The sequence below is a fragment of the Bradyrhizobium sp. C9 genome (assembly GCF_002532045.1).
Lineage (GTDB): Bacteria > Pseudomonadota > Alphaproteobacteria > Rhizobiales > Xanthobacteraceae > Bradyrhizobium.
This window is the reverse complement of sequence record NZ_NWTG01000020.1, coordinates 117951-134935: the sequence shown is the minus strand read 5'-3', so window position 1 is coordinate 134935 and position 16985 is coordinate 117951. Positions and strand designations below refer to the sequence as shown.

The 16985-nt window shown below is 65.0% G+C and carries 18 protein-coding genes; 7 read left to right on the top strand and 11 right to left on the bottom strand.

Going from position 1 to position 16985, the window contains the following annotated elements; all coding sequences use genetic code 11:
- Positions 1–6: 6 nt before the first annotated feature.
- From CO675_RS30160 to CO675_RS30150, 3 genes are all read right to left on the bottom strand, one after another.
- Positions 7–531 (bottom strand): (2Fe-2S)-binding protein, encoded by a 525-nt coding sequence (locus tag CO675_RS30160; protein WP_097675408.1) that lies wholly within the window; start codon positions 529–531, stop codon positions 7–9.
- Complete coding sequence (locus tag CO675_RS30155) at positions 528–3302, bottom strand: xanthine dehydrogenase family protein molybdopterin-binding subunit (RefSeq protein ID WP_097675435.1); 2775 nt, start codon at positions 3300–3302, stop codon at positions 528–530. The genes CO675_RS30160 and CO675_RS30155 overlap by 4 nt, the downstream gene beginning before the upstream one ends.
- Positions 3303–3445: 143 nt before the next feature.
- The gene (locus CO675_RS30150) at positions 3446–4537 is read right to left on the bottom strand and encodes a hypothetical protein (RefSeq protein ID WP_097675434.1); all 1092 of its coding nucleotides are present in this window, start codon (positions 4535–4537) and stop codon (positions 3446–3448) included.
- Between the two features lie 288 nt (positions 4538–4825).
- Between CO675_RS30150 and CO675_RS30145 the strand changes: the two genes are divergently transcribed.
- Positions 4826–5530 carry a hypothetical protein gene (locus CO675_RS30145; RefSeq protein ID WP_097675433.1) on the top strand — a complete coding sequence of 235 codons (705 nt, stop codon included), beginning with the start codon at positions 4826–4828 and terminating at the stop codon, positions 5528–5530.
- An 18-nt stretch (positions 5531–5548) separates the two neighbouring features.
- Here CO675_RS30145 and CO675_RS30140 read toward each other — a convergent pair whose 3' ends face one another.
- Positions 5549–5992: a DMT family transporter gene (locus tag CO675_RS30140; protein ID WP_097675407.1), complete on the bottom strand. Its 444-nt coding sequence runs from the start codon at positions 5990–5992 to the stop codon at positions 5549–5551.
- 160 nt (positions 5993–6152) lie between these two features.
- Between CO675_RS30140 and CO675_RS30135 the strand changes: the two genes are divergently transcribed.
- Positions 6153–7775, top strand: a complete 1623-nt coding sequence (locus tag CO675_RS30135; protein WP_097675406.1) for an ABC-F family ATP-binding cassette domain-containing protein — start codon at positions 6153–6155, stop codon at positions 7773–7775.
- Between the two features lies 1 nt (position 7776).
- Here the strand turns inward: CO675_RS30135 and CO675_RS30130 are convergent, their stop codons facing one another.
- The 3 genes from CO675_RS30130 to CO675_RS30120 all read right to left on the bottom strand — a co-directional run bounded on the left by CO675_RS30130 (position 7777) and on the right by CO675_RS30120 (position 10379).
- On the bottom strand, positions 7777–8409 hold the full coding sequence (locus tag CO675_RS30130; RefSeq protein ID WP_097675432.1) for a DapH/DapD/GlmU-related protein: 633 nt from the start codon (positions 8407–8409) through the stop codon (positions 7777–7779).
- 79 nt (positions 8410–8488) lie between these two features.
- Positions 8489–9463 carry a glycerophosphodiester phosphodiesterase family protein gene (locus CO675_RS30125; protein ID WP_097675405.1) on the bottom strand — a complete coding sequence of 325 codons (975 nt, stop codon included), beginning with the start codon at positions 9461–9463 and terminating at the stop codon, positions 8489–8491.
- 64 nt (positions 9464–9527) lie between these two features.
- Positions 9528–10379: a dienelactone hydrolase family protein gene (locus CO675_RS30120; protein ID WP_245452984.1), complete on the bottom strand. Its 852-nt coding sequence runs from the start codon at positions 10377–10379 to the stop codon at positions 9528–9530.
- A gap of 165 nt (positions 10380–10544) precedes the next feature.
- On the opposite strand from CO675_RS30120, the gene CO675_RS30115 reads away from it, so the two are divergent.
- Entirely contained in the window at positions 10545–11420 is an 876-nt protein-coding gene (locus CO675_RS30115) for an MBL fold metallo-hydrolase (RefSeq protein ID WP_097675404.1), read from the top strand.
- 24 nt (positions 11421–11444) lie between these two features.
- Here CO675_RS30115 and CO675_RS30110 read toward each other — a convergent pair whose 3' ends face one another.
- Genes CO675_RS30110 through CO675_RS30100 form a run of 3 tightly spaced genes read right to left on the bottom strand, consistent with a single transcriptional unit; the run spans position 11445 to position 12699 of the window.
- Complete coding sequence (locus CO675_RS30110; protein WP_097675403.1) at positions 11445–11636, bottom strand: hypothetical protein; 192 nt, start codon at positions 11634–11636, stop codon at positions 11445–11447.
- Positions 11637–11674: 38 nt separating this feature from the next.
- Positions 11675–11977 (bottom strand): PilZ domain-containing protein, encoded by a 303-nt coding sequence (locus CO675_RS30105; RefSeq protein ID WP_097675430.1) that lies wholly within the window; start codon positions 11975–11977, stop codon positions 11675–11677.
- Between the two features lie 8 nt (positions 11978–11985).
- Positions 11986–12699 (bottom strand): DUF2336 domain-containing protein, encoded by a 714-nt coding sequence (locus CO675_RS30100; protein ID WP_097675402.1) that lies wholly within the window; start codon positions 12697–12699, stop codon positions 11986–11988.
- A gap of 312 nt (positions 12700–13011) precedes the next feature.
- Here CO675_RS30100 and CO675_RS30095 point away from each other — a divergent pair, with 312 nt between their 5' ends.
- The gene (locus tag CO675_RS30095) at positions 13012–13983 is read left to right on the top strand and encodes an AraC family transcriptional regulator (protein WP_245452983.1); all 972 of its coding nucleotides are present in this window, start codon (positions 13012–13014) and stop codon (positions 13981–13983) included.
- Positions 13984–14053: 70 nt separating this feature from the next.
- On the top strand, positions 14054–14299 hold the full coding sequence (locus CO675_RS30090; RefSeq protein WP_074126694.1) for a PilZ domain-containing protein: 246 nt from the start codon (positions 14054–14056) through the stop codon (positions 14297–14299).
- A gap of 103 nt (positions 14300–14402) precedes the next feature.
- Here the strand turns inward: CO675_RS30090 and CO675_RS30085 are convergent, their stop codons facing one another.
- Positions 14403–14651: a hypothetical protein gene (locus CO675_RS30085; RefSeq protein WP_092113602.1), complete on the bottom strand. Its 249-nt coding sequence runs from the start codon at positions 14649–14651 to the stop codon at positions 14403–14405.
- A 149-nt stretch (positions 14652–14800) separates the two neighbouring features.
- Between CO675_RS30085 and CO675_RS30080 the strand changes: the two genes are divergently transcribed.
- Positions 14801–15478 carry a nitroreductase gene (locus CO675_RS30080; RefSeq protein WP_097675400.1) on the top strand — a complete coding sequence of 226 codons (678 nt, stop codon included), beginning with the start codon at positions 14801–14803 and terminating at the stop codon, positions 15476–15478.
- Between the two features lie 282 nt (positions 15479–15760).
- Positions 15761–16924: an acyl-CoA dehydrogenase family protein gene (locus CO675_RS30075; RefSeq protein ID WP_097675399.1), complete on the top strand. Its 1164-nt coding sequence runs from the start codon at positions 15761–15763 to the stop codon at positions 16922–16924.
- Positions 16925–16985 lie beyond the last annotated feature (61 nt).

Here is a 16985-nt window from a genome sequence, read left to right as displayed (position 1 = left end):
GTGCGCTCATTTGTTGGCGGTCAGATAGCGCGTGGCATCGGCGAGGATCACGTCGCGCACCGCTTGATGATATTTGATGTAGCCGGTACAGCGGCACAGGTGGCCATCGAGCGCGTCCGCAATGACGGTCTCGAGTTGGTCCCGCGGCACCGGCTCTCTTGCCAGAAGTTCGAGCAGCACCTGGCCCTCGTTGAGGAAGCCGGCTGTGCAATAGCCGCACTGGAACGCGAAGTGCTCGATGAAGGCCCGCTGCAACGCGGAGAGTTCGCCGTCCTTGGCATGGCCCTCGACGGTGCGGATGGCCTTGCCGTCGAAGTTTGCCGCCGGCACCACGCAGGTCGGGGTGGTGTAGCTCGTGCCGTCGAGGTTATCGATGATGACAGCGCAGCTCAGGCATTGCGCCGCGCCGCAGCCGAACTTGGTGCCGGTCATGCCGAGCATTTCGCGCAGGAAATCGTTCATCGAGAGGTCGTCGCGGATCTCGATCGGGCCGTGCTTCTGGCCGTTGATGGTGAGGTTGAGCGTCGTCACGCAAGCGCTCCCTTGAGCAGGCTCGTTGTCACCGGCAATGAGCGGAAGCGATGGCCGGTGGCATCGTTGATGGCGTTGAGCAGCGCCGGCACGATCGGGATCATCACCACCTCGGCCATGCCCTTCGGCGGTTCGTCCGGCGTCAGCGGTGGCAGCATCTCGATCTCGAGATCGTGCAGCGGCAGGTCGGAGCCGCGCGCGATCAGGTACTGGCCGAGATTCCACTGCCCGTTGCCGGGCCCGCCTTCGAATGGCGGCAGAGTTTCGAGCAGTGCGTAGCCGACGCCCATGGCAAAGCCGCCATGCGACTGGCCGAGCACCACCTCGGGCACCAGCGCCTGGCCGCATTCGAACACGCTGTAGGCCTTGGCGATGCGCAAGATGCCGGTCGCACGCTCGATCTCGACACGCACCAGCGTGCCGCACATCGAGGTGTAGGCGGTGCCGATCCGGTTATTGTCGGTCGACGGAAACTTGACGCTGACGCGGTCGATCCGCTCGAACCGGCCGCGGCCGCGGCGGATCGCCAGTGCATCGATCTCGGCGCGGTACTGCTCGCCGAACAGCGGGAAGCGCGCACGAGACCAGGCCCAGCGCGAGAAGCTGTGCGCCACCGCGCCGGTGACGAAGCCGCGCGCGTGCGCGGTCGCGGCAAGCTTGGACAACGGCAGCGGCGCGAGATCATCGAGCACGAGCTGGCCATCGTTCCAGCGCGCTCTTTCCCATTGCCGGGCGCGTGGGTCGGCCTTGCCGATCTGCCAGAGCTCGAGTGCCGCCGGCCACAGGCCGAAGCGGAAGATGACGCGGGCGGCTTCGGCCGAGGAATGCGTGCCGACATGCGCGCCGATCGAGGCGCTGGTGGCCGAGCTGATCGCCGGCACCCAGCGCGGGTTCTTCTCGGCGAGATTCTGGGTCTTCTGATCCATCGTGTAGGGATCGCCCGACGTCACGAGCCCGAGCGCCTCGTAGCTGTCGACCCGCGAGACGGCGACCTCATCGGCGACGGCGCCGAGATGGCCGGCGACGCGGTTGGCAAGCGCGGTGCCGATGCCGTTGCCCATCTCGACGTGGTCGCAGAAGATCATGATCCGTCCCTCGGGATCGATCTCGACCCGGCCGAGCGAGCAATCCGCGCCCGCGCCGTAATCCTTGGTGACGCAGGCCAAGCCGGTGCCGACGAGCCGGCCCTCCGGCGCTTTCTGCTTGAAGTCGGCGCGCTGCCGCCAGATCGGATGCGTCTCGAGCTTGTCGAGGATTTCGGGCGTGCGCACCGACACGATGTAGGGGTTGCCAGTCATGGTCCGGCCGTTCTGCTTCAGCGCGTTGTTGCGGCGGAACGCGATCGGATCGACCTTGAGTTCGCTGGCGGCCTCGTCGATCAGCACTTCAAGTGCGGTCATGGTCTGCAGCGTGCCGTAGCCGCGCATCGAACCGGCGGTGACGCCGCGCGAATGCAGCGCCACAGTGGTGACGTCCACCTTCGGGACGTCGTAGATGCCGATCGCCGCGGTGGCGGCCACAGTCGCGACGTTGGCGGAGAAGTTGGCGAGCCCGCCGCCGTCGAGCACATGGTCGGCGGCGAATGCCGTGATCTTGCCGCTCTTGCGATCGATGCCGATCCGCGAGCGCATCTTGATCGGGTGGCGTTTGATGCCACCCTGGAATTGCTGGTAGCGGTCGTGCGCCAGCCGCACCGGCCGTCCCGGGAAGAACATCGCCGCCAGCGCCACGTAGAGCACGAACGGGGTGTGGTCGCGGCCGCCGAAGCCGCCGCCGACATGGGCGAACTGCGCGTTGATGTGCGAAGGACGATACGGCGGGCGGGCCTTGCCGAGCAGATGCGCGATCGACTCGGTCGCCTCATAGGGCGACTGCACCCCGAGCACCAGTTCGAGATTACCGCTGTTGTCGCTGTACCAGGCGAGCCCGCTCTCGGGTTCGAGGAACATCGGATCGACCGACTGGGTCTCGAACTCGCGGTCGAGCACGAGCTGCGACGGATCATCCTTGGCGAGCTGGGCGCGGATCTCCTCGCCATGGATTGCGGCTTTGGCGTAGTCGGCCTTGGTCTCCTTGGCGAGCGGCAGCCAGACCGGCAGCGCCGCGTTCTGGATCCGGCTCGGCGAAACCCAGCCGGCCTGGATCGGCGAGTAGACGTCGGGCGCCTCAGGCGTGGCGCCGGCCACGCGGGTGAAGCGATACGCGCCGAAGTTCGGCAGGATCACCGGACCAGTCTCGTCGCCGAACTTGACGAAGCCGGCATCGCGCAGCGCAAGGCGTGCCCGGTCGAAGGCGTCGAACTGCTCGAAGATCAACAGCGCGACCGGCTGTCCGAGATAGATCGGCGTCGTGCCGACCGGGCAGAAGAGATCGCCGGTGTAGAACTCCGGCACCCGCGTGCCGATCTTGTCGAGATCGGCCGCAGTCACGACGACCGAGGGCTTCGCCGGACCGTCGAGGCGGCCGAGGTCCATGCCGGCATAGACATGCGTGGCGTCGTTGGCGCGGACCAGGATGGCGTGCGAGGTGGTCGCAGGCCAGCCCGGCATGTCGGCGGCACGAAAGTCGGAGGCGTAGAGCTTTGCGCCGGTGACCTTGGCCACCCCGTCGACGCGGCCGGCGCCCTTGGCGGCCGGATTGAAATGGCCGCGCCCGGGAAGCGTCTCGCGGGTCGCGAAGGCCGGTTCCTTCGCAAGCGCCAGATGCGACAGGCTGACCGAGATGCCGCCTGCCGACAACCACTTCACGAAATCGCGTCGCGAGGGCTGCATGGTCTGATCTTTCATCAACGCTTCGGCGGCGCATCGCGCCGCAGTTTATGAACTGGCAAAATACACGCTGCAGTGTTGCGGCAAAGCGAGCGCGATCGCAATGCCGCAATAGGTCGTAGCCTTCTCACTTGTAGATCTGGCGCTCACTTGAGGTCGGCGATGGTGGCCGGTCCCGGACCCGGGGTGATCAGGGTCGGCCATTGCTTGGAACCGAATGGTACCAGCGGCGGCAGGAAGGTCGTCATGCCGCGCTTCTTGGTCTCGGCGATGATCGCCTCGCGCGCATCGCCCCCCATCAGCTCGTAGTCCATCAAATGGTAGCTGCCGAAGAACAGCGCGCCGACCGAGCGGTCGGCGATGATCCGGGTCAGCGACTCCAGCATGTCCGAAGGCGTGGTGGTGAAGGAGATCGTCTCGATCAGCATCAGGCGACTGTTGATGGCGTCAGGCCCGAAGAACTGCGCCAGCACGCTGAAGATCACGTTGTTCTGCCGCGCGACGTAGATCGTGTTGCTCGCGCCATAGGTCTTGTCCCAATCGGGGCCGAGCTGGGCCTTCCAGTCGGCCATGACGGTCATCCAGTGCGCGACCTGGGTCTGCGCGGCCCAGGCGACGTTCTTGGCGAGCAGCGGCGCCTGCTTCTTGCCGAATGCCTCGAGCGTCGCGAACGGGATCGCGCCGGCGGTGAGGCATTCATCCATGAAGGCGATGTTGTTCTTGAGGATGGCGCGGTTGTTGTCGCGCCAGTCCGCTTGCATCGGCGTGGCATCGAGCCCGTCGAGCGCCGATTGCATCCGGCTGCGATAGGCCTGCATCGAGCCGCGCCACGCCTTGTCGTCGGGATTGTTGACGTAGGGGCCGACCACCTCGGCCAGCGCCATCGTGCTGTGGCCGACCGACTTGAGCAGCTGATAGACGACCGGCACCTGCGGCGCCTCGGTCGGCGGCTTGCCGGGCCGGTACAGGATCAGGCGGCCGCCGGCGCCGGAGAACAGGCCGAGGATCACCGGATGCTTGTCGAGGATGTTCTTCTGGAAGATCCGCGCCGCATCGCCATAGAGCTCGAACATGCCGGTGTTGAGAGCCAGCACGTCCTTGGTTGCGACATCGGCCGGCGTGGAGGCGGTCTTGCCCGCGATCGGTGCCATGTAGTCGGGTAGCGACTGGGCCAGCGCCGCACTGCTGCTGCCGAGCAGCAATGCCAGCGCGGCGGCCAGGCGAAAGCGATTGATCATGTGATGCTCCTCGAAGCCTCGCGCCAACGCCGCGGCCGGGTGTCGCCGCGCGATCATCGGCGGAATGCGCAAATGCCTGGACGCAATGAACTGGAGAGAAGTGAACAGGGCGTATAGATCCCGCGTGACGCAGCACAATGCGGGCGGTGCCTACAGCTAAGCGACGAATCACTTGCTGTCCACACCCGGACATTGCGGGACTTGCCCTGCGCCAAAACACCCAATGGTGCGGCCTTCGGCCCGGTGCTATCTCGCGAACAGAATCAATTTTATTTATTGGATTTTTGCGTGCTCAACGGACTTTACAAGGTCGAGTACGGCATCAACGGCGCATTCGGCCGCAGCATCATGTGCTTGCACGACGGCAAGATGATGGGCGGCAATTCGGGTTTCGCCCATCTCGGCACCTATCAAGTGACGAATGGCGAGATCGCCGGCGACGTGATCACCGAGCGTCACAACGACGATCCCAACTTCAAGCCGCTGATGGGCGCCGACGTCGCCGTCATCAAGGTGCGCGGCCGAACCGAAGGCTCGACCATCCTGCTCGAGGGCCGGGCGGATGCGATGCCGGACGGCGTGTTCTGGGCGAATTTGGCACCGCTCGATGACGAGGCCCTGCCGCCGCGCGGGGAGGTCGGGCCCGGTGGCATCGTCAACGGCCTCTATTCCATCCAGCTGCGCGCGCTCGACGGCATCGATGCCGGTCTCACCGGGGTGATGCTGCTGATGGACGGCCGCATCCTCGGCGGCGATGCGTTCTTCTATTATCTCGGCGCGTATTCGTCCGCGGACGGCCGCTGGCGCGGCGAAATCGTCAACCAGGAGCACACGCCGGCGAAGGGCGAATACCCGGTGTTCGGCGGCTACGAGGTCGGCATCGGTTTTTCGGGGACCTGCGGCGAGGACGGTGCCGGGCTTGAAGGCATTGCGCTGGCCGGCAAACGCAGCCTTCGCCTGTCGGCCGTCCTGCGGTTGATGCGCCGCGCCTAGTTCAAGCGCGGCTCGCTCTCAATCCTTGATCAGAAGCACGCCGCCGATGATCAGCGCGATGCCGGCCAATCGCGAAATCGACATGGGATGCTGCGCCAGCCCGAACACGCCGAAATGGTCCATCGCGATGCCCGCGGTCATCTGACCCGCGACCACCAGCGCCAGCAAGGTCGCGGCGCCGAGCGACGGCAACAGCAGGATCATCAGCAGGATGAAGACACCGCCGAGGAAGCCGCCGCTCCAGGCCCACCACGGCACGGCCGAGACCAGCTTCCAGGACGGCACCGGCTCCCGCGTCGCGACCAGCACGATCGCCATCGTCACGAAACCGCCGAGATAGCTGACGAGCCCGGCCCAGGCCGGCGAATTCAGCGCGGAGCGGAGGTTGCCGTTCAGGACCTGTTGAACAGCCACGGCGATGCCGGCGCCGAGCGCGAGCAGATAGAGAAACCAGACTTGCATGTGGCGCCCCAAAACCGGTCGCTGAAGGATTTCATGTCATATTCGATCGGCAACGTCCGTGGCATGCGTAAAGCACGGCGCGAAACCCTCAGGAATGGGCTTCCACCCACGTCCCAGATCGAATAAGAGGCCGCAAACCCTCAGTTCCCAGTATTTGAGCATGATCCGCCTCGATAACGTCTCCAAGCAAGTCGGCCACCAGATCCTCTTCATCGAAGCCTCCGCGGCGCTCCAGAAGGGCGAGAAGATCGGCCTTGTCGGCCCGAACGGCTCCGGCAAGACCTCGCTGTTCCGGATGATCTCGGGCCAGGAGATCCCCGATGAGGGCCAGGTCTCGCTCGATCGTGGCATCTCGATCGGTTATTTCAGCCAGGATGTCGGCGAAATGTCCGGCCGCAGCGCGGTCGCCGAGGTGATGGACGGGGCGGGGCCGGTCAGCGTGGTGGCCGCCGAGCTTCGGGAACTCGAGGCCGCGATGGCCGACCCCGACAAGGCCGACGAGATGGACGACATCATCGCGCGCTATGGCGAGGTGCAGCATCAATTCGAGGAGCTCGACGGCTACGCGCTCGACGGCCGCGCGCGCGAGGCGCTGTCCGGTCTCGGCTTCAGCCAGGAGATGATGGACGGCGATGTCGGCAAACTCTCCGGCGGCTGGAAGATGCGCGTCGCGCTGGCGCGCATCCTTTTGATGCGTCCCGACGTCATGCTGCTCGACGAGCCGAGCAACCATCTCGATCTCGAAAGCCTGATCTGGCTGGAGCAGTTCCTGAAGGGCTATGAGGGCGCGCTGCTGATGACCTCGCATGACCGCGAGTTCATCAACCGCATCATCAACAAGGTGGTCGAGATCGACGGCGGCCAGCTCACCAGCTACTCGGGCAATTACGAGTTCTACGAGCAGCAACGTGCGCTCTCCGACAAGCAGCAGCAGGCGCAGTTCGAGCGGCAGCAGGCGATGCTCGCCAAGGAGATCAAGTTCATCGAGCGCTTCAAGGCGCGTGCCTCGCACGCCGCCCAGGTGCAGAGCCGGGTCAAGAAGCTCGACAAGATCGAGCGGGTCGAGCCGCCGCGGCGGCGGCAGACCGTCGCGTTCGAATTCCAGCCTGCGCCGCGCTCCGGCGAAGACGTCGTCAGCCTGAAGAACGTCCATAAGGCCTACGGCAGCAAGCGCATCTATGACGGTCTCGACTTCATGATCCGCCGCCGCGAGCGCTGGTGCGTGATGGGCATCAACGGCGCCGGCAAGTCGACGCTGCTGAAGCTGGTCGCGGGTTCAACCGAGCCCGACGACGGCGCGGTCGCGGTCGGCGGCAGCGTCAAGATGGGCTATTTCGCCCAGCACGCGATGGACCTGCTCGACGGCGAGCGCACCGTGTTCCAGTCGCTTGAAGATGCGTTTCCGCAGGCCGGGCAGGGCTCATTGCGCGCGCTCGCCGGCTGCTTCGGATTCTCCGGCGACGATGTCGAGAAGAAGTGCCGGGTGCTGTCGGGCGGCGAGAAGGCGCGGCTGGTGATGGCCAAGATGTTGTTCGATCCGCCGAACTTCCTGGTGCTGGACGAGCCGACCAACCATCTCGATCTCGCCACCAAGGAGATGCTGATCAATGCGCTCGCCGAGTTCGAGGGCACGATGCTCTTCGTCTCGCACGACCGCCACTTCCTTGCCGCGCTCTCCAACCGCGTGCTGGAACTGACGCCTGATGGCATCCACCAGTATGGCGGCGGCTACACCGAGTACGTCGCGCGCACCGGGCAGGAAGCACCGGGCTTGCGGAGCTAGCTCAAGCTCTCCACTTTGCGCAAAACGCTTCGACGTTGCCGGACTGAAACTCCGGCAGGCGCTCCCAGATGGTTTCCGGCGGCCAGTTCCACCAGGCGATCTGCGACAGCTCGGCCGCGATCCTGCGGCTGAAGCGCTCCTTGATCGGCCGGGCCGGCACACCGCCGACGATGGTGTAGGGCGCGACATCGCGCGAGACCACCGCGCCGGCCGCCAGCACCGCGCCGTCGCCGACGGTGACGCCGGGCAGCACGATGACGCCATGGCCGATCCAGACGTCGTTGCCGATCACGACGCGGTCCGCGCGCCGCTCGCTGAAGAAGCCGTGATCGCGCTCGGCGGAGGCCGAGTAGTATTCAGGGCAATAGGTGAAGCGATGCTGCGAGGGGCGCTCGACCGGATGATTGGGCGCGCCGATCCGGACCTGCGCGGCGATCGCGCAGAACCGGCCGATCACGGCGTCGGCGACCATACAGCCGCTGCCGAGATAGGAGTAGTCGCCGAGCTCGGTATATTCGATCGCGGTGTCGCCGAGGACCTCGCAACAACGTCCGATCTTGACCTCCCGCAGCTTGACCGTCGGCTCGATGACGGTTTCAGCAAGCTTGGGGCGGGAAGGCTTCGGTTCAGTCATAAGGATTGTCCTCGATGCGGCGAGCGGCGGCTTCAGTCGCACGATTTCCATGACGGCGAGATGACAGGAGACGCCGGATCTAACGGCCGGTGAGGCGGGCGATGGTCTCGATCTCGTTGGTCCATATGCCGCCGGAATAGTTCTCGGGCAGGCGCCGGAAGAGCTCGGCATCGTCGACCCCGGTCGAGAATTCGCCGCCCTGATAGGGGCCGAGCACGAACACCACGCTGTTTGCCGCCGCCATGCGGTTGAGGAAACGGTCCGGCCATCCCCATAGCCACGGCGCGTAGTTGATCGGCACCAGCACGATGGCGTTGCGGCAGACCTCCGGCACGATGCCGGTCCAGCCATAGCCGAGATAGCGGATGAGGCAGCTCTTGATCGTCGCGCGCGAGATCGTCCGCGTCCCCGGCGCAAGACGCCGGATCGCCTCGATCGGATCGTCGCCGCCATAGACCATGATCAGCTTGCGTCGCTCGGCGGGGAGCTGGTTCAAGACCGCCGCGAGCTTCTCGCCCTCGGCGGGGTCGCGGCTCTTGACGTTGATCAGGAAGCGGCGATCCGGAAACGTCTTGAGCACTTCGTCCAGCGACGGCATCAGGCCGATGCCTTTGCCGCGGAATGGAAAGGTCTTGCCGCCATCGGCGGTGTAGCCGTAGCCGATATCGAGCATCTTCAGCCGTGCCATCGACTGTTCGCGGGTGACGCCCTGGCCGTCGGTGCGGCAATCGACGGTCCAGTCGTGAAACACCGCGAATTCGCCGTCGGTCGTCGGGTGGACGTCGAACTCGACGATATCGGCGCCGCGATCGAAGCTCGCCTGCATCGAGCGGATCGTGTTCTCGAGATAGTCATGGGTGGGCGGCAGCATGCGCGCCGCGGTGCAGGTGTCGTTCCTGAGGTCGCGTTCGTCGAAGCGTTGCGCCATGCCGCGATGGGCGAGCAGCACCGGCTTGCCGCCGGCGTGAGTTGCAAGAAGACTGGAGTTGTTGAGGTAGATGCCTGCGGTGATGGCAACGATCGCCGCTGCCGCGTATTTCAATTTCCTGCCCAAGCCATAGTTTCCCTGCTGGATGGTCGCTCCGGGTAGGGAGCGTTTGAGGTCGATTTGCGGCGACCTAATCCTTCAAGCCGTCGACTGCGGCAATTGCCCTCAGCGTCGCGTCCCTGAGCGCCGTGCTGTTGGCGGGGTTCGACTGGCGGTTGCGGCCGGGATCGTCGAAGTCGTGGGTCGCGCCGGGATAGACCACGACATCGATCCTGCTGCCGGCAGCGATCGAGCGGCGGGCGACGTCCTGGCACCGTTCCGGCGAGACCTCTTCGTCGTCCGACCCGAGCAGCATCGTAATCGGCGCGGCCGACCGTAGCGTCTGCTCCAGCAGCGCCGCCGGTCCGCAACCCGGATAGAACACCAGCGCGGCGCGATAGCCTGACGCCGCCGCGCCCTGCCGCTGCATCACGTTCAGCGCGGTGCTGCCGCCGTTCGACCATCCTTGCAGGAAGATGCGATTGCGCTGGACATCCCTCTGGCCGCGCAGCCAGCTCAGTGCGCCCTTGGCATCGAGCGGCCGCACGGTCTTCTCATTGACGTCGGCGCGATCGGGATCGTCATGCGTGAAGCGGCCGAAGCCGTGCGCCTTGCCGCGCGGCCCAAAGCTGTCCGGCAGCAACGCGAAATAGCCGCGGTCGGCCCAATACTGTCCCCACATCGCGTGGCGCTTCGATAGGCCGCCGGCGTTGCAGGTCGCGGACGGATTGGTGCGCGAGACCAGCGTGCAGTCCTTGTTGACGTTGATCGAATAGGGCCCGCCGCGGCCGTGCAGCAGCACGATCGCGGGGTGCGGGCCCGCCGTCTGCGGCCTGAACAGATAGCCGACGATCTCGGTTGCGCCGTCGGCGCTCGGAAAGAAAACCGTGTCGGGTGCGGCCGCCGCCGCAGTCGGCAACGTCGTGAGCATCAGGAGAGCCATCTGAATCGCGCGCCGGGTCATCCCGACAGCATGGCCAACATTTCGGATGAATTGCGGCATGATGGTTTGCAGCGATGCAAAGCCGCATGGCGCGCTGCGCGGCGCTCGGCTTGTCGGACCAGGGGCTGCCCGCTACGCTTCCCGGAAAAGCGGGAGTGAAACGGCATGAAGCAGATCAGGATCGGCGACATCACGATCGACGCGGTGATCGAGCGCGAGGGGCCGTGGCGGCGGCCGCAGGATTTCTTCCCGACCTATGACGACGCCGTGTTCAAGCATCATCTGAAGACGATGGAGCCGGAAGTCTTCGATGCCGCGCGCGGCATGATGGTGATCACCTATCAGACCTTTGTGGTGCGGACGCCGCGCTACACCATCCTGGTCGACACCTGCACCGGTGAGGACAAGGGACATCCGCCTCCGTTCGATTTCCCGGGCAAGGAGCGCTGGCGCAACGAGCTGTTCGCGCTCGGCATCTCCTATGAGCAGATCGACTACGTGTTCTGCACCCATCTGCATATCGATCACACCGGCTGGAACACCACGCTGCGCGACGGGCGCTGGGTGCCGACCTTCCCGAACGCGAAATACGTCTTCCACAAGGGCGAGTATGCCGCCTGGGAGGCCGAGAACGCGAAGGGCGCCAATCCGCCCGGCACGGTGTTTCGCGACAATTGCCTGCCGATCGTCGAAGCCGGGCAGGCGCTCCTGGTCGACGACGACTATGCGCTCGACGACACCGTCACGCTGACGCCGACGCCGGGCCATTCGCCCTGCCATTGCTGCGTCAACATCTTCTCGAAGGGGCAGCGCGCGGTGGTTGCCGGCGATCTGATGCACCACGCGATCCAGTGCCGCGAGCCGGACTGGTCGGCAAAGCCGGATTGGGACCCGAAGCAATCGGCGGTCTCGCGGCGAAAGTTCTTTGCCTCCGTGGCCGGGACCGACACGCTGATCCTGCCGATCCATTTTCCGGCGCCTACCGTCGGGCTGATCAAGGCGGACGGCGACCGCTTCGACTATCGCTTCAAGCGCGAGTAGGGCGCGGCAGTCGGCAGCTCGAGGTCACCGCGCCGCGCGGGTCCTGCGCGGAACCTGGGTCAGAAACCGTTCGAGGTCGGTGCAGAGGCGATGGGCAAGCTCCTCGTCGATCTCGAACGTCGCGACGGTGCCGGCGCAATCGATTGCGATGGTGCCGCGCAATGGTGCGGCGGAGACGGCCGATACCGCGATGCTGGTTGCTCTGTGCTTGGTCATATCGTCAACTTCCCCTGAAGGCCGGTTGCCGCCAATCCTCATCTCGGAATGACGGCGCGGCCCTTTCGCTTTCGCTCTTCGATGAATCGCACGCCGATCTCGCTGCCGTCGACACGAACCAGCTCGCAGCGGCGGAACGCCAGTCCGCGCGAGGACAACACCAGGAAGAACTCCTGGGCCTTCAGCACATCAAGCGTTCCGGCGACCTCGAGCCGGGCACCGCTTTGCGAGACGTCGAGCAGGATGCAGCTGCGCCGCCACGTGCCGTCGACTCCCATGAGATTGACGTGATGACGCGTCTCAAGCTTGACGCGCTCCGCCCTGCGGTCACCGTACGCCATGACGCCACTCACACGGCCTGAACGGGTTTCGCAGCGAGGCCGGCATCGATCGCGGCGCGGATCGCGTCCCGAAACTCGGGCCGTGCAAGCTTGAGCAGCCGGGCCTGCTGGCGCGGCGTGGATTGCCTGATGAGGTCGGCGAGCACGCGGTGAGGCAGGTCCTCGCGCGAGACCAGCGCGGCTGCGATGTCAGCGTCACGCTCGGCGGCATCGACCATCATGGCAAGGCCGGCGCTGGTCATGTCGGCGCCGGGATTGCGCGCGAGCGCGCGAAGCACATTGCTGTCGCCCCGCATCAGCAGAATGTCCGTGAGTTCCTGGTTGACCGCCTTGCGTCCTGCGATCGCGCAGAGATGTCCCTCGGCCCGCATCCAGGCAATGTCGATCAGATCGGCGTCCGGAATGCAGGCGCATTTTCGCAGGATCGGAGCTGCGACATCGGCATCGTCATGGTTGGCGAGGCGACGGGCGAGTTCCCGCGGCACCAGATGCAAGTCGGCGAGCGAGCGGCTGAGCGTGGTCAGGGTCCGCAGCTCAACGCTCTCGGTCAGGCGGATCAGGATGTCGTCGAACAGACTGACCTGATGTTCACTGAGGCGGTGCGCATCGTCGAGAAACAGCCCGGCCACCTCCTGCAGCATGCGCGTGCGGAGGTCCGGGGAACCGGCTCTCAAGACATGGTCGAGCTTGGCAATAAGATCGGGCGAGGCAATGGCTGTCATTGCGGTCCCTAAAATGTTCCGCGACGGGGAACATCATCGTTCCCGATGCCAATGTGCTCCCCGAATCTTTAATAGGGGTATAGAAATCGATGTGGAGGTTGATCCCAACGGTGGATATCCCGGCAAACACTATCGAAATTCGGCAGCAGCGCTATTTTGCCAGATTGTCGGGTTCGACGAGCGGACCGCATTTTTTCTGAATTGAGTTCATTGGACGATTCGAATTTTGTGCATGCAATTTATCAATGCGGCCGGCGCGCCGTGCGCGGCGCCGCGCGCCGATTTTAGAGATCATTTCACAGGAGCGGTCATTTGACGGCGCCATTGCTGGTGCCGAGAGTCTTTCGTTTTGACGATGTCGATGCATTCCGGAGTTCGATCCGGGATCTGGATGTTGATTTCACGCCACTCGCGCGGAAGATTTCGGCCGAGCAGATCATCCTGAGTTTGCCGGGATGCGAGCTCAACTACACGCAGTCGTTCCCGCGGATCGTCGACGCGCAGCTCGCGCGGCATACCACCGCGGTCGGCTTCACGATGGATGACGGCGTTCCGATGCGGTTCAACGGCGTCGAACGCGATCGTGCGGTGATCGTGCTCGGCGGCGGCGGCGCGTTCTACACCTCGGTGGAGGAGACGCCCCGCCAATATGTCTCGATGATGTTCACGCCAGAGATTGTCGACCGTGGCTGGCCGAGTCCCGGACTCCATTTCAGCATTCACGAGATCTCTCAACGTGCGCAGGATCGGCTGCGCGAGGTGGTGAGGCAGGTTCTGCTCGTCACGTCGGATCAGGTCACGATCGCGGAGTTTGCCACGGGCGCGTCGATCAAGGAGACGCTGCTCGCTGCGGTCGACAATGCGTTCGCCGAGATCGTGCCGGCCAAGTGGGCGATGCGGGCCAATACGACGCGCCAGTTCAAGGTCTTCAACGACGCGCGCGCCATCCTGGCCGGCGACGTCGCTCACCCGATCTACAGCGGCGAGCTCGCCAGGCAGATCGGCGTGTCGGTGCGCACGTTGCATGATGCGATCCAGCGCTATCGGGGCATCAGCCTGCATCGCTATCTGCGGCTGCGCCGGCTCTGGCTGGTGCGCCAGCAACTGCTTGCCGGGGCGCCGAGCGTCAAGGCCTGTGCGCTGGCCTACGGGTTCTGGCACCTCAGCGATTTTTCGCGGAGCTACCGGTCGCAGTTCGGGGAAGCGCCATCGGAGACGCTGGCGGCCTCGCGCCGTGCCGGCGTCGCGCCCGCCGATCCGGCCGGCGGCAGACACGAATCGTAACAATTCGCCTGAACGGAATGTTAACGGGCGGTTGCGAATCTGTGGGTACGATTCCACCAGAGGCCGCCTGATGCATCCCCGACGATTTGCGCGTGTTCGTCCGTCAGGATGCGTATCCAGCGTGGTCAAACTCCAGCTCGAACCGAAGGCGCCCCTGATCGAATGCCGGCTGGTGGATTATTCCGCCGGAGGGGCCTGCCTGGAATTCTCCAAGCCGGTCCAGTTGCCCGAGCGCTTCGAGATGTTTCACGGCAACACCCGGAAGCGTTGCCGGCGGGTCTGGAGCAAGGGCGTCCGGGTCGGCGTCTCGTTCTGATTGTGCCGATCAACAGCGGTTCGGGCCGCGCCCTGCGCGACCCGATTGAGTCCCGATGAAATCTGTCCCGATTGAGGGCGCTAATTAAGCGCCGCCGAGAGGCTCAGGCGCCGCTCTGGCACTTCTTCATAAACGAGTTCTTGGCCGCGCCGGCGAGCTTCTTGCCGTCGGAGCCCACCGCCTTGGTCTCGCAGGTATCCATCGTGCACTTCTTCATGAACGAGGTCTTGGCCGCGCCGGCCAGCGGCTTGCCGTCCTTGCCGACGGCCTTCGTCTCGCAGGAGGCGTCCTGTGCAAATGCCGAACCGGCGGCAAAGGTCGCGATCACGGCCGCCAAGAAAATCCGCTTCATCTGGGTTCTCCCTAAACCAAACCAGTGGACGGATTGGATATCGGATTCCTGGCCCGATCAAGTTCCCACGGCCGAATTTGTCTATAAAATACCCGGATTGCCGTGAGAAATTTCCGTGTGCAGCGCGGAACAAAATGGGGAAACGCGGAATGGAATTCGAGACGCTGGTACAGACACGCAAAAGCGTGCGCGGCTTCAAGAAGCAGCCGGTGTCCCGGGCGACCGTCGAGGAGATCATCGAGGTGGCCAAGCGCGCGCCGTCCTCAATGAACACCCAGCCCTGGCACGTCCATGTCCTGACCGGGGCGCCGCTGGAGGAAGTGCGGCGCCGCAACATGGAGGAGATGATCGCCGGCGCCAAGGCCAAGCGCGATATCATCAGCCACGGCGAGTACCAGGGCGTGCACCGCGGCCGCCAGGTCGACATTGCCAAGAAGTTGTTCGGGGCCATGGGGATCGCCCGCGACGACAAGCCGATGCGGCAGGACTGGGTGCTGCGCGGCTTCCGCCAGTTCGACGCGCCGGTATCGCTGGTGCTGGCCTACGACCGGATCCTCGATCCTGGCGCGGTCTGCCATTTCGACCTCGGCGCGCTCTGCTATGGCATCGTGCTGGCGGCCTGGGATCGCGGCCTCGGCAGCGTGATCAACGGCCAGGGCATCATGCGCTCCGACATCGTGCGCGAGGTCGCCAATATCCCGGAAGACCAGGTGATCATGACCTGCGTCGCGATGGGCTATCCCGACGACAGCTTTGCCGCCAACGCGGTGCGGTCGGACCGCGAGGCCAACAGCGATTTCGTCCGCTACGTCGGCTTTGCCGAGTAGGAGGCTGCAACCAGCGCGGAGCCGCGGCAGCACCGGCGATCTGGGCACCGATCGTCGATCGCTTTCTTGCAGCCAATCACCTCGTGCTGCGCGATCGCCTGCTCGACGCGCTGCCGCGTTCTGCGCAATTGCGCACGCGCTGACCGCGCCGCGGGATATCGAATTCCGCACCATGAAACCATCGCGCGAGCGTGAGCGTAGGCGTTCGTTTCCGCTATTCCTGCCGACAAAAAATGCGCTACTGATTTTGTGAAGCGAAACAGCACAGGCGAGGAATCCCGGATGAGCGATGATGAACAGACAGCCATGATCCGCGAGACCGTCGCCAGATTCGTCGATCGCGAACTGATCCCGCTCGAGCCGCAATATCTGAAATCCAAACTGCCCGGCAGCGAACATGCCGAGCTCACCGCAGAGCAGCGCAAGCGGCTGCGCGACGTCTCCAAGGAGCTCGGCCTCTGGGGCCTCGATGCGCCGGAGGATCTCGGCGGCCACGATTTGCCGACGCGAACGATGGCGGCGGTGCATGAAGAGCTCGGCCGCAGCTGCGTGCCGTTCGTGCTGCCGCCGGATTCGCCGAACCTGCGCATGCTGCAGGCGGTCGGCACCGATGCTCAGAAGAAGAAATATCTGCAGCCCTATATCGAGGGCCGGATGGCCTCGGCGATCGCGATCTCCGAGCCCGGCGCCGGCGGCGATCCCGCAGGCATGAAGACGCGGGCGGTGCTTGAGGGCGAGCAGTGGGTGCTGAACGGCCGCAAGATCTGGATCAGCAATGCGCGTGCCGCCGACTTCATCATCGTGATGGCGCGCGTCGGCAACGACCAGCGCCAGGGCGGCATCACCTCCTTCATCGTCGAGAAGGGCACGGCGGGCTTCATCATCGAGCGTGAGATCCCGATGGTCGGCGGCGGCTCGACCTATGAGATCGTGTTCGAGGACTGCCGCATCCCGAAGGACTCCGTGCTGGGCGAGGTCGGCAAGGGCTACGCGCCGATGCAGCTGCGGCTGCGCACGCGGCGGCTCGAGATGGGGTCGACCTGCGTCGGGATCACCAAGCGCGCGCTCGACATGATGTGCGAGCACGCCAAGCAGCGCGAGACCTTCGGCGTCAAGCTCGCCGAGCGCCAGGCGATCCAGTGGTGGATCGCCGACATCTCCACCCGCATGCATGCCTGCCGGTTGATGGTGCGCGAGGCCGCGGACAAGACCGATCGCGGCGAGGACATCCGCCATGAGGCCTCGATGATCAAGGTGTTTGCGACCGAGATGGCCTATGACGCCTGCGACCACGCCATGCAGACCCTCGGCGCGCTCGGCGTGACGCTGGAATTGCCGCTGAACGCGCTCTGGCAGAAGGCCCGCCTGATGCGGGTGTATGAAGGCCCGAGCGAGGTCCATCGCCAGGCGATCGCCCGCCGCGTGCTCGGCCTGCGCGGCGGCTAGCACATGGAGCCACGTCAGCTTTCGATCACATTATGACGAACGTAGGATGGGTAGAGCACAG

What these genes read in the sequence shown, in the direction of transcription:
- CO675_RS30155 (WP_097675435.1), bottom strand. Translation starts at nt 3,302, where the DNA reads ATGCAGCCCTCGCGACGCGATTTCGTGAAGTGGTTGTCGGCAGGCGGC.
- CO675_RS30150 (WP_097675434.1), bottom strand. Translation starts at nt 4,537, where the DNA reads ATGATCAATCGCTTTCGCCTGGCCGCCGCGCTGGCATTGCTGCTCGGC.
- CO675_RS30140 (WP_097675407.1), bottom strand. Translation starts at nt 5,992, where the DNA reads ATGCAAGTCTGGTTTCTCTATCTGCTCGCGCTCGGCGCCGGCATCGCC.
- CO675_RS30135 (WP_097675406.1), top strand. Translation starts at nt 6,153, where the DNA reads ATGATCCGCCTCGATAACGTCTCCAAGCAAGTCGGCCACCAGATCCTC.
- CO675_RS30130 (WP_097675432.1), bottom strand. Translation starts at nt 8,409, where the DNA reads ATGACTGAACCGAAGCCTTCCCGCCCCAAGCTTGCTGAAACCGTCATC.
- CO675_RS30120 (WP_245452984.1), bottom strand. Translation starts at nt 10,379, where the DNA reads ATGGCTCTCCTGATGCTCACGACGTTGCCGACTGCGGCGGCGGCCGCA.
- CO675_RS30115 (WP_097675404.1), top strand. Translation starts at nt 10,545, where the DNA reads ATGAAGCAGATCAGGATCGGCGACATCACGATCGACGCGGTGATCGAG.
- CO675_RS30110 (WP_097675403.1), bottom strand. Translation starts at nt 11,636, where the DNA reads ATGACCAAGCACAGAGCAACCAGCATCGCGGTATCGGCCGTCTCCGCC.
- CO675_RS30105 (WP_097675430.1), bottom strand. Translation starts at nt 11,977, where the DNA reads ATGGCGTACGGTGACCGCAGGGCGGAGCGCGTCAAGCTTGAGACGCGT.
- CO675_RS30100 (WP_097675402.1), bottom strand. Translation starts at nt 12,699, where the DNA reads ATGACAGCCATTGCCTCGCCCGATCTTATTGCCAAGCTCGACCATGTC.
- CO675_RS30090 (WP_074126694.1), top strand. Translation starts at nt 14,054, where the DNA reads ATGCATCCCCGACGATTTGCGCGTGTTCGTCCGTCAGGATGCGTATCC.
- CO675_RS30085 (WP_092113602.1), bottom strand. Translation starts at nt 14,651, where the DNA reads ATGAAGCGGATTTTCTTGGCGGCCGTGATCGCGACCTTTGCCGCCGGT.
- CO675_RS30080 (WP_097675400.1), top strand. Translation starts at nt 14,801, where the DNA reads ATGGAATTCGAGACGCTGGTACAGACACGCAAAAGCGTGCGCGGCTTC.
- CO675_RS30075 (WP_097675399.1), top strand. Translation starts at nt 15,761, where the DNA reads ATGAGCGATGATGAACAGACAGCCATGATCCGCGAGACCGTCGCCAGA.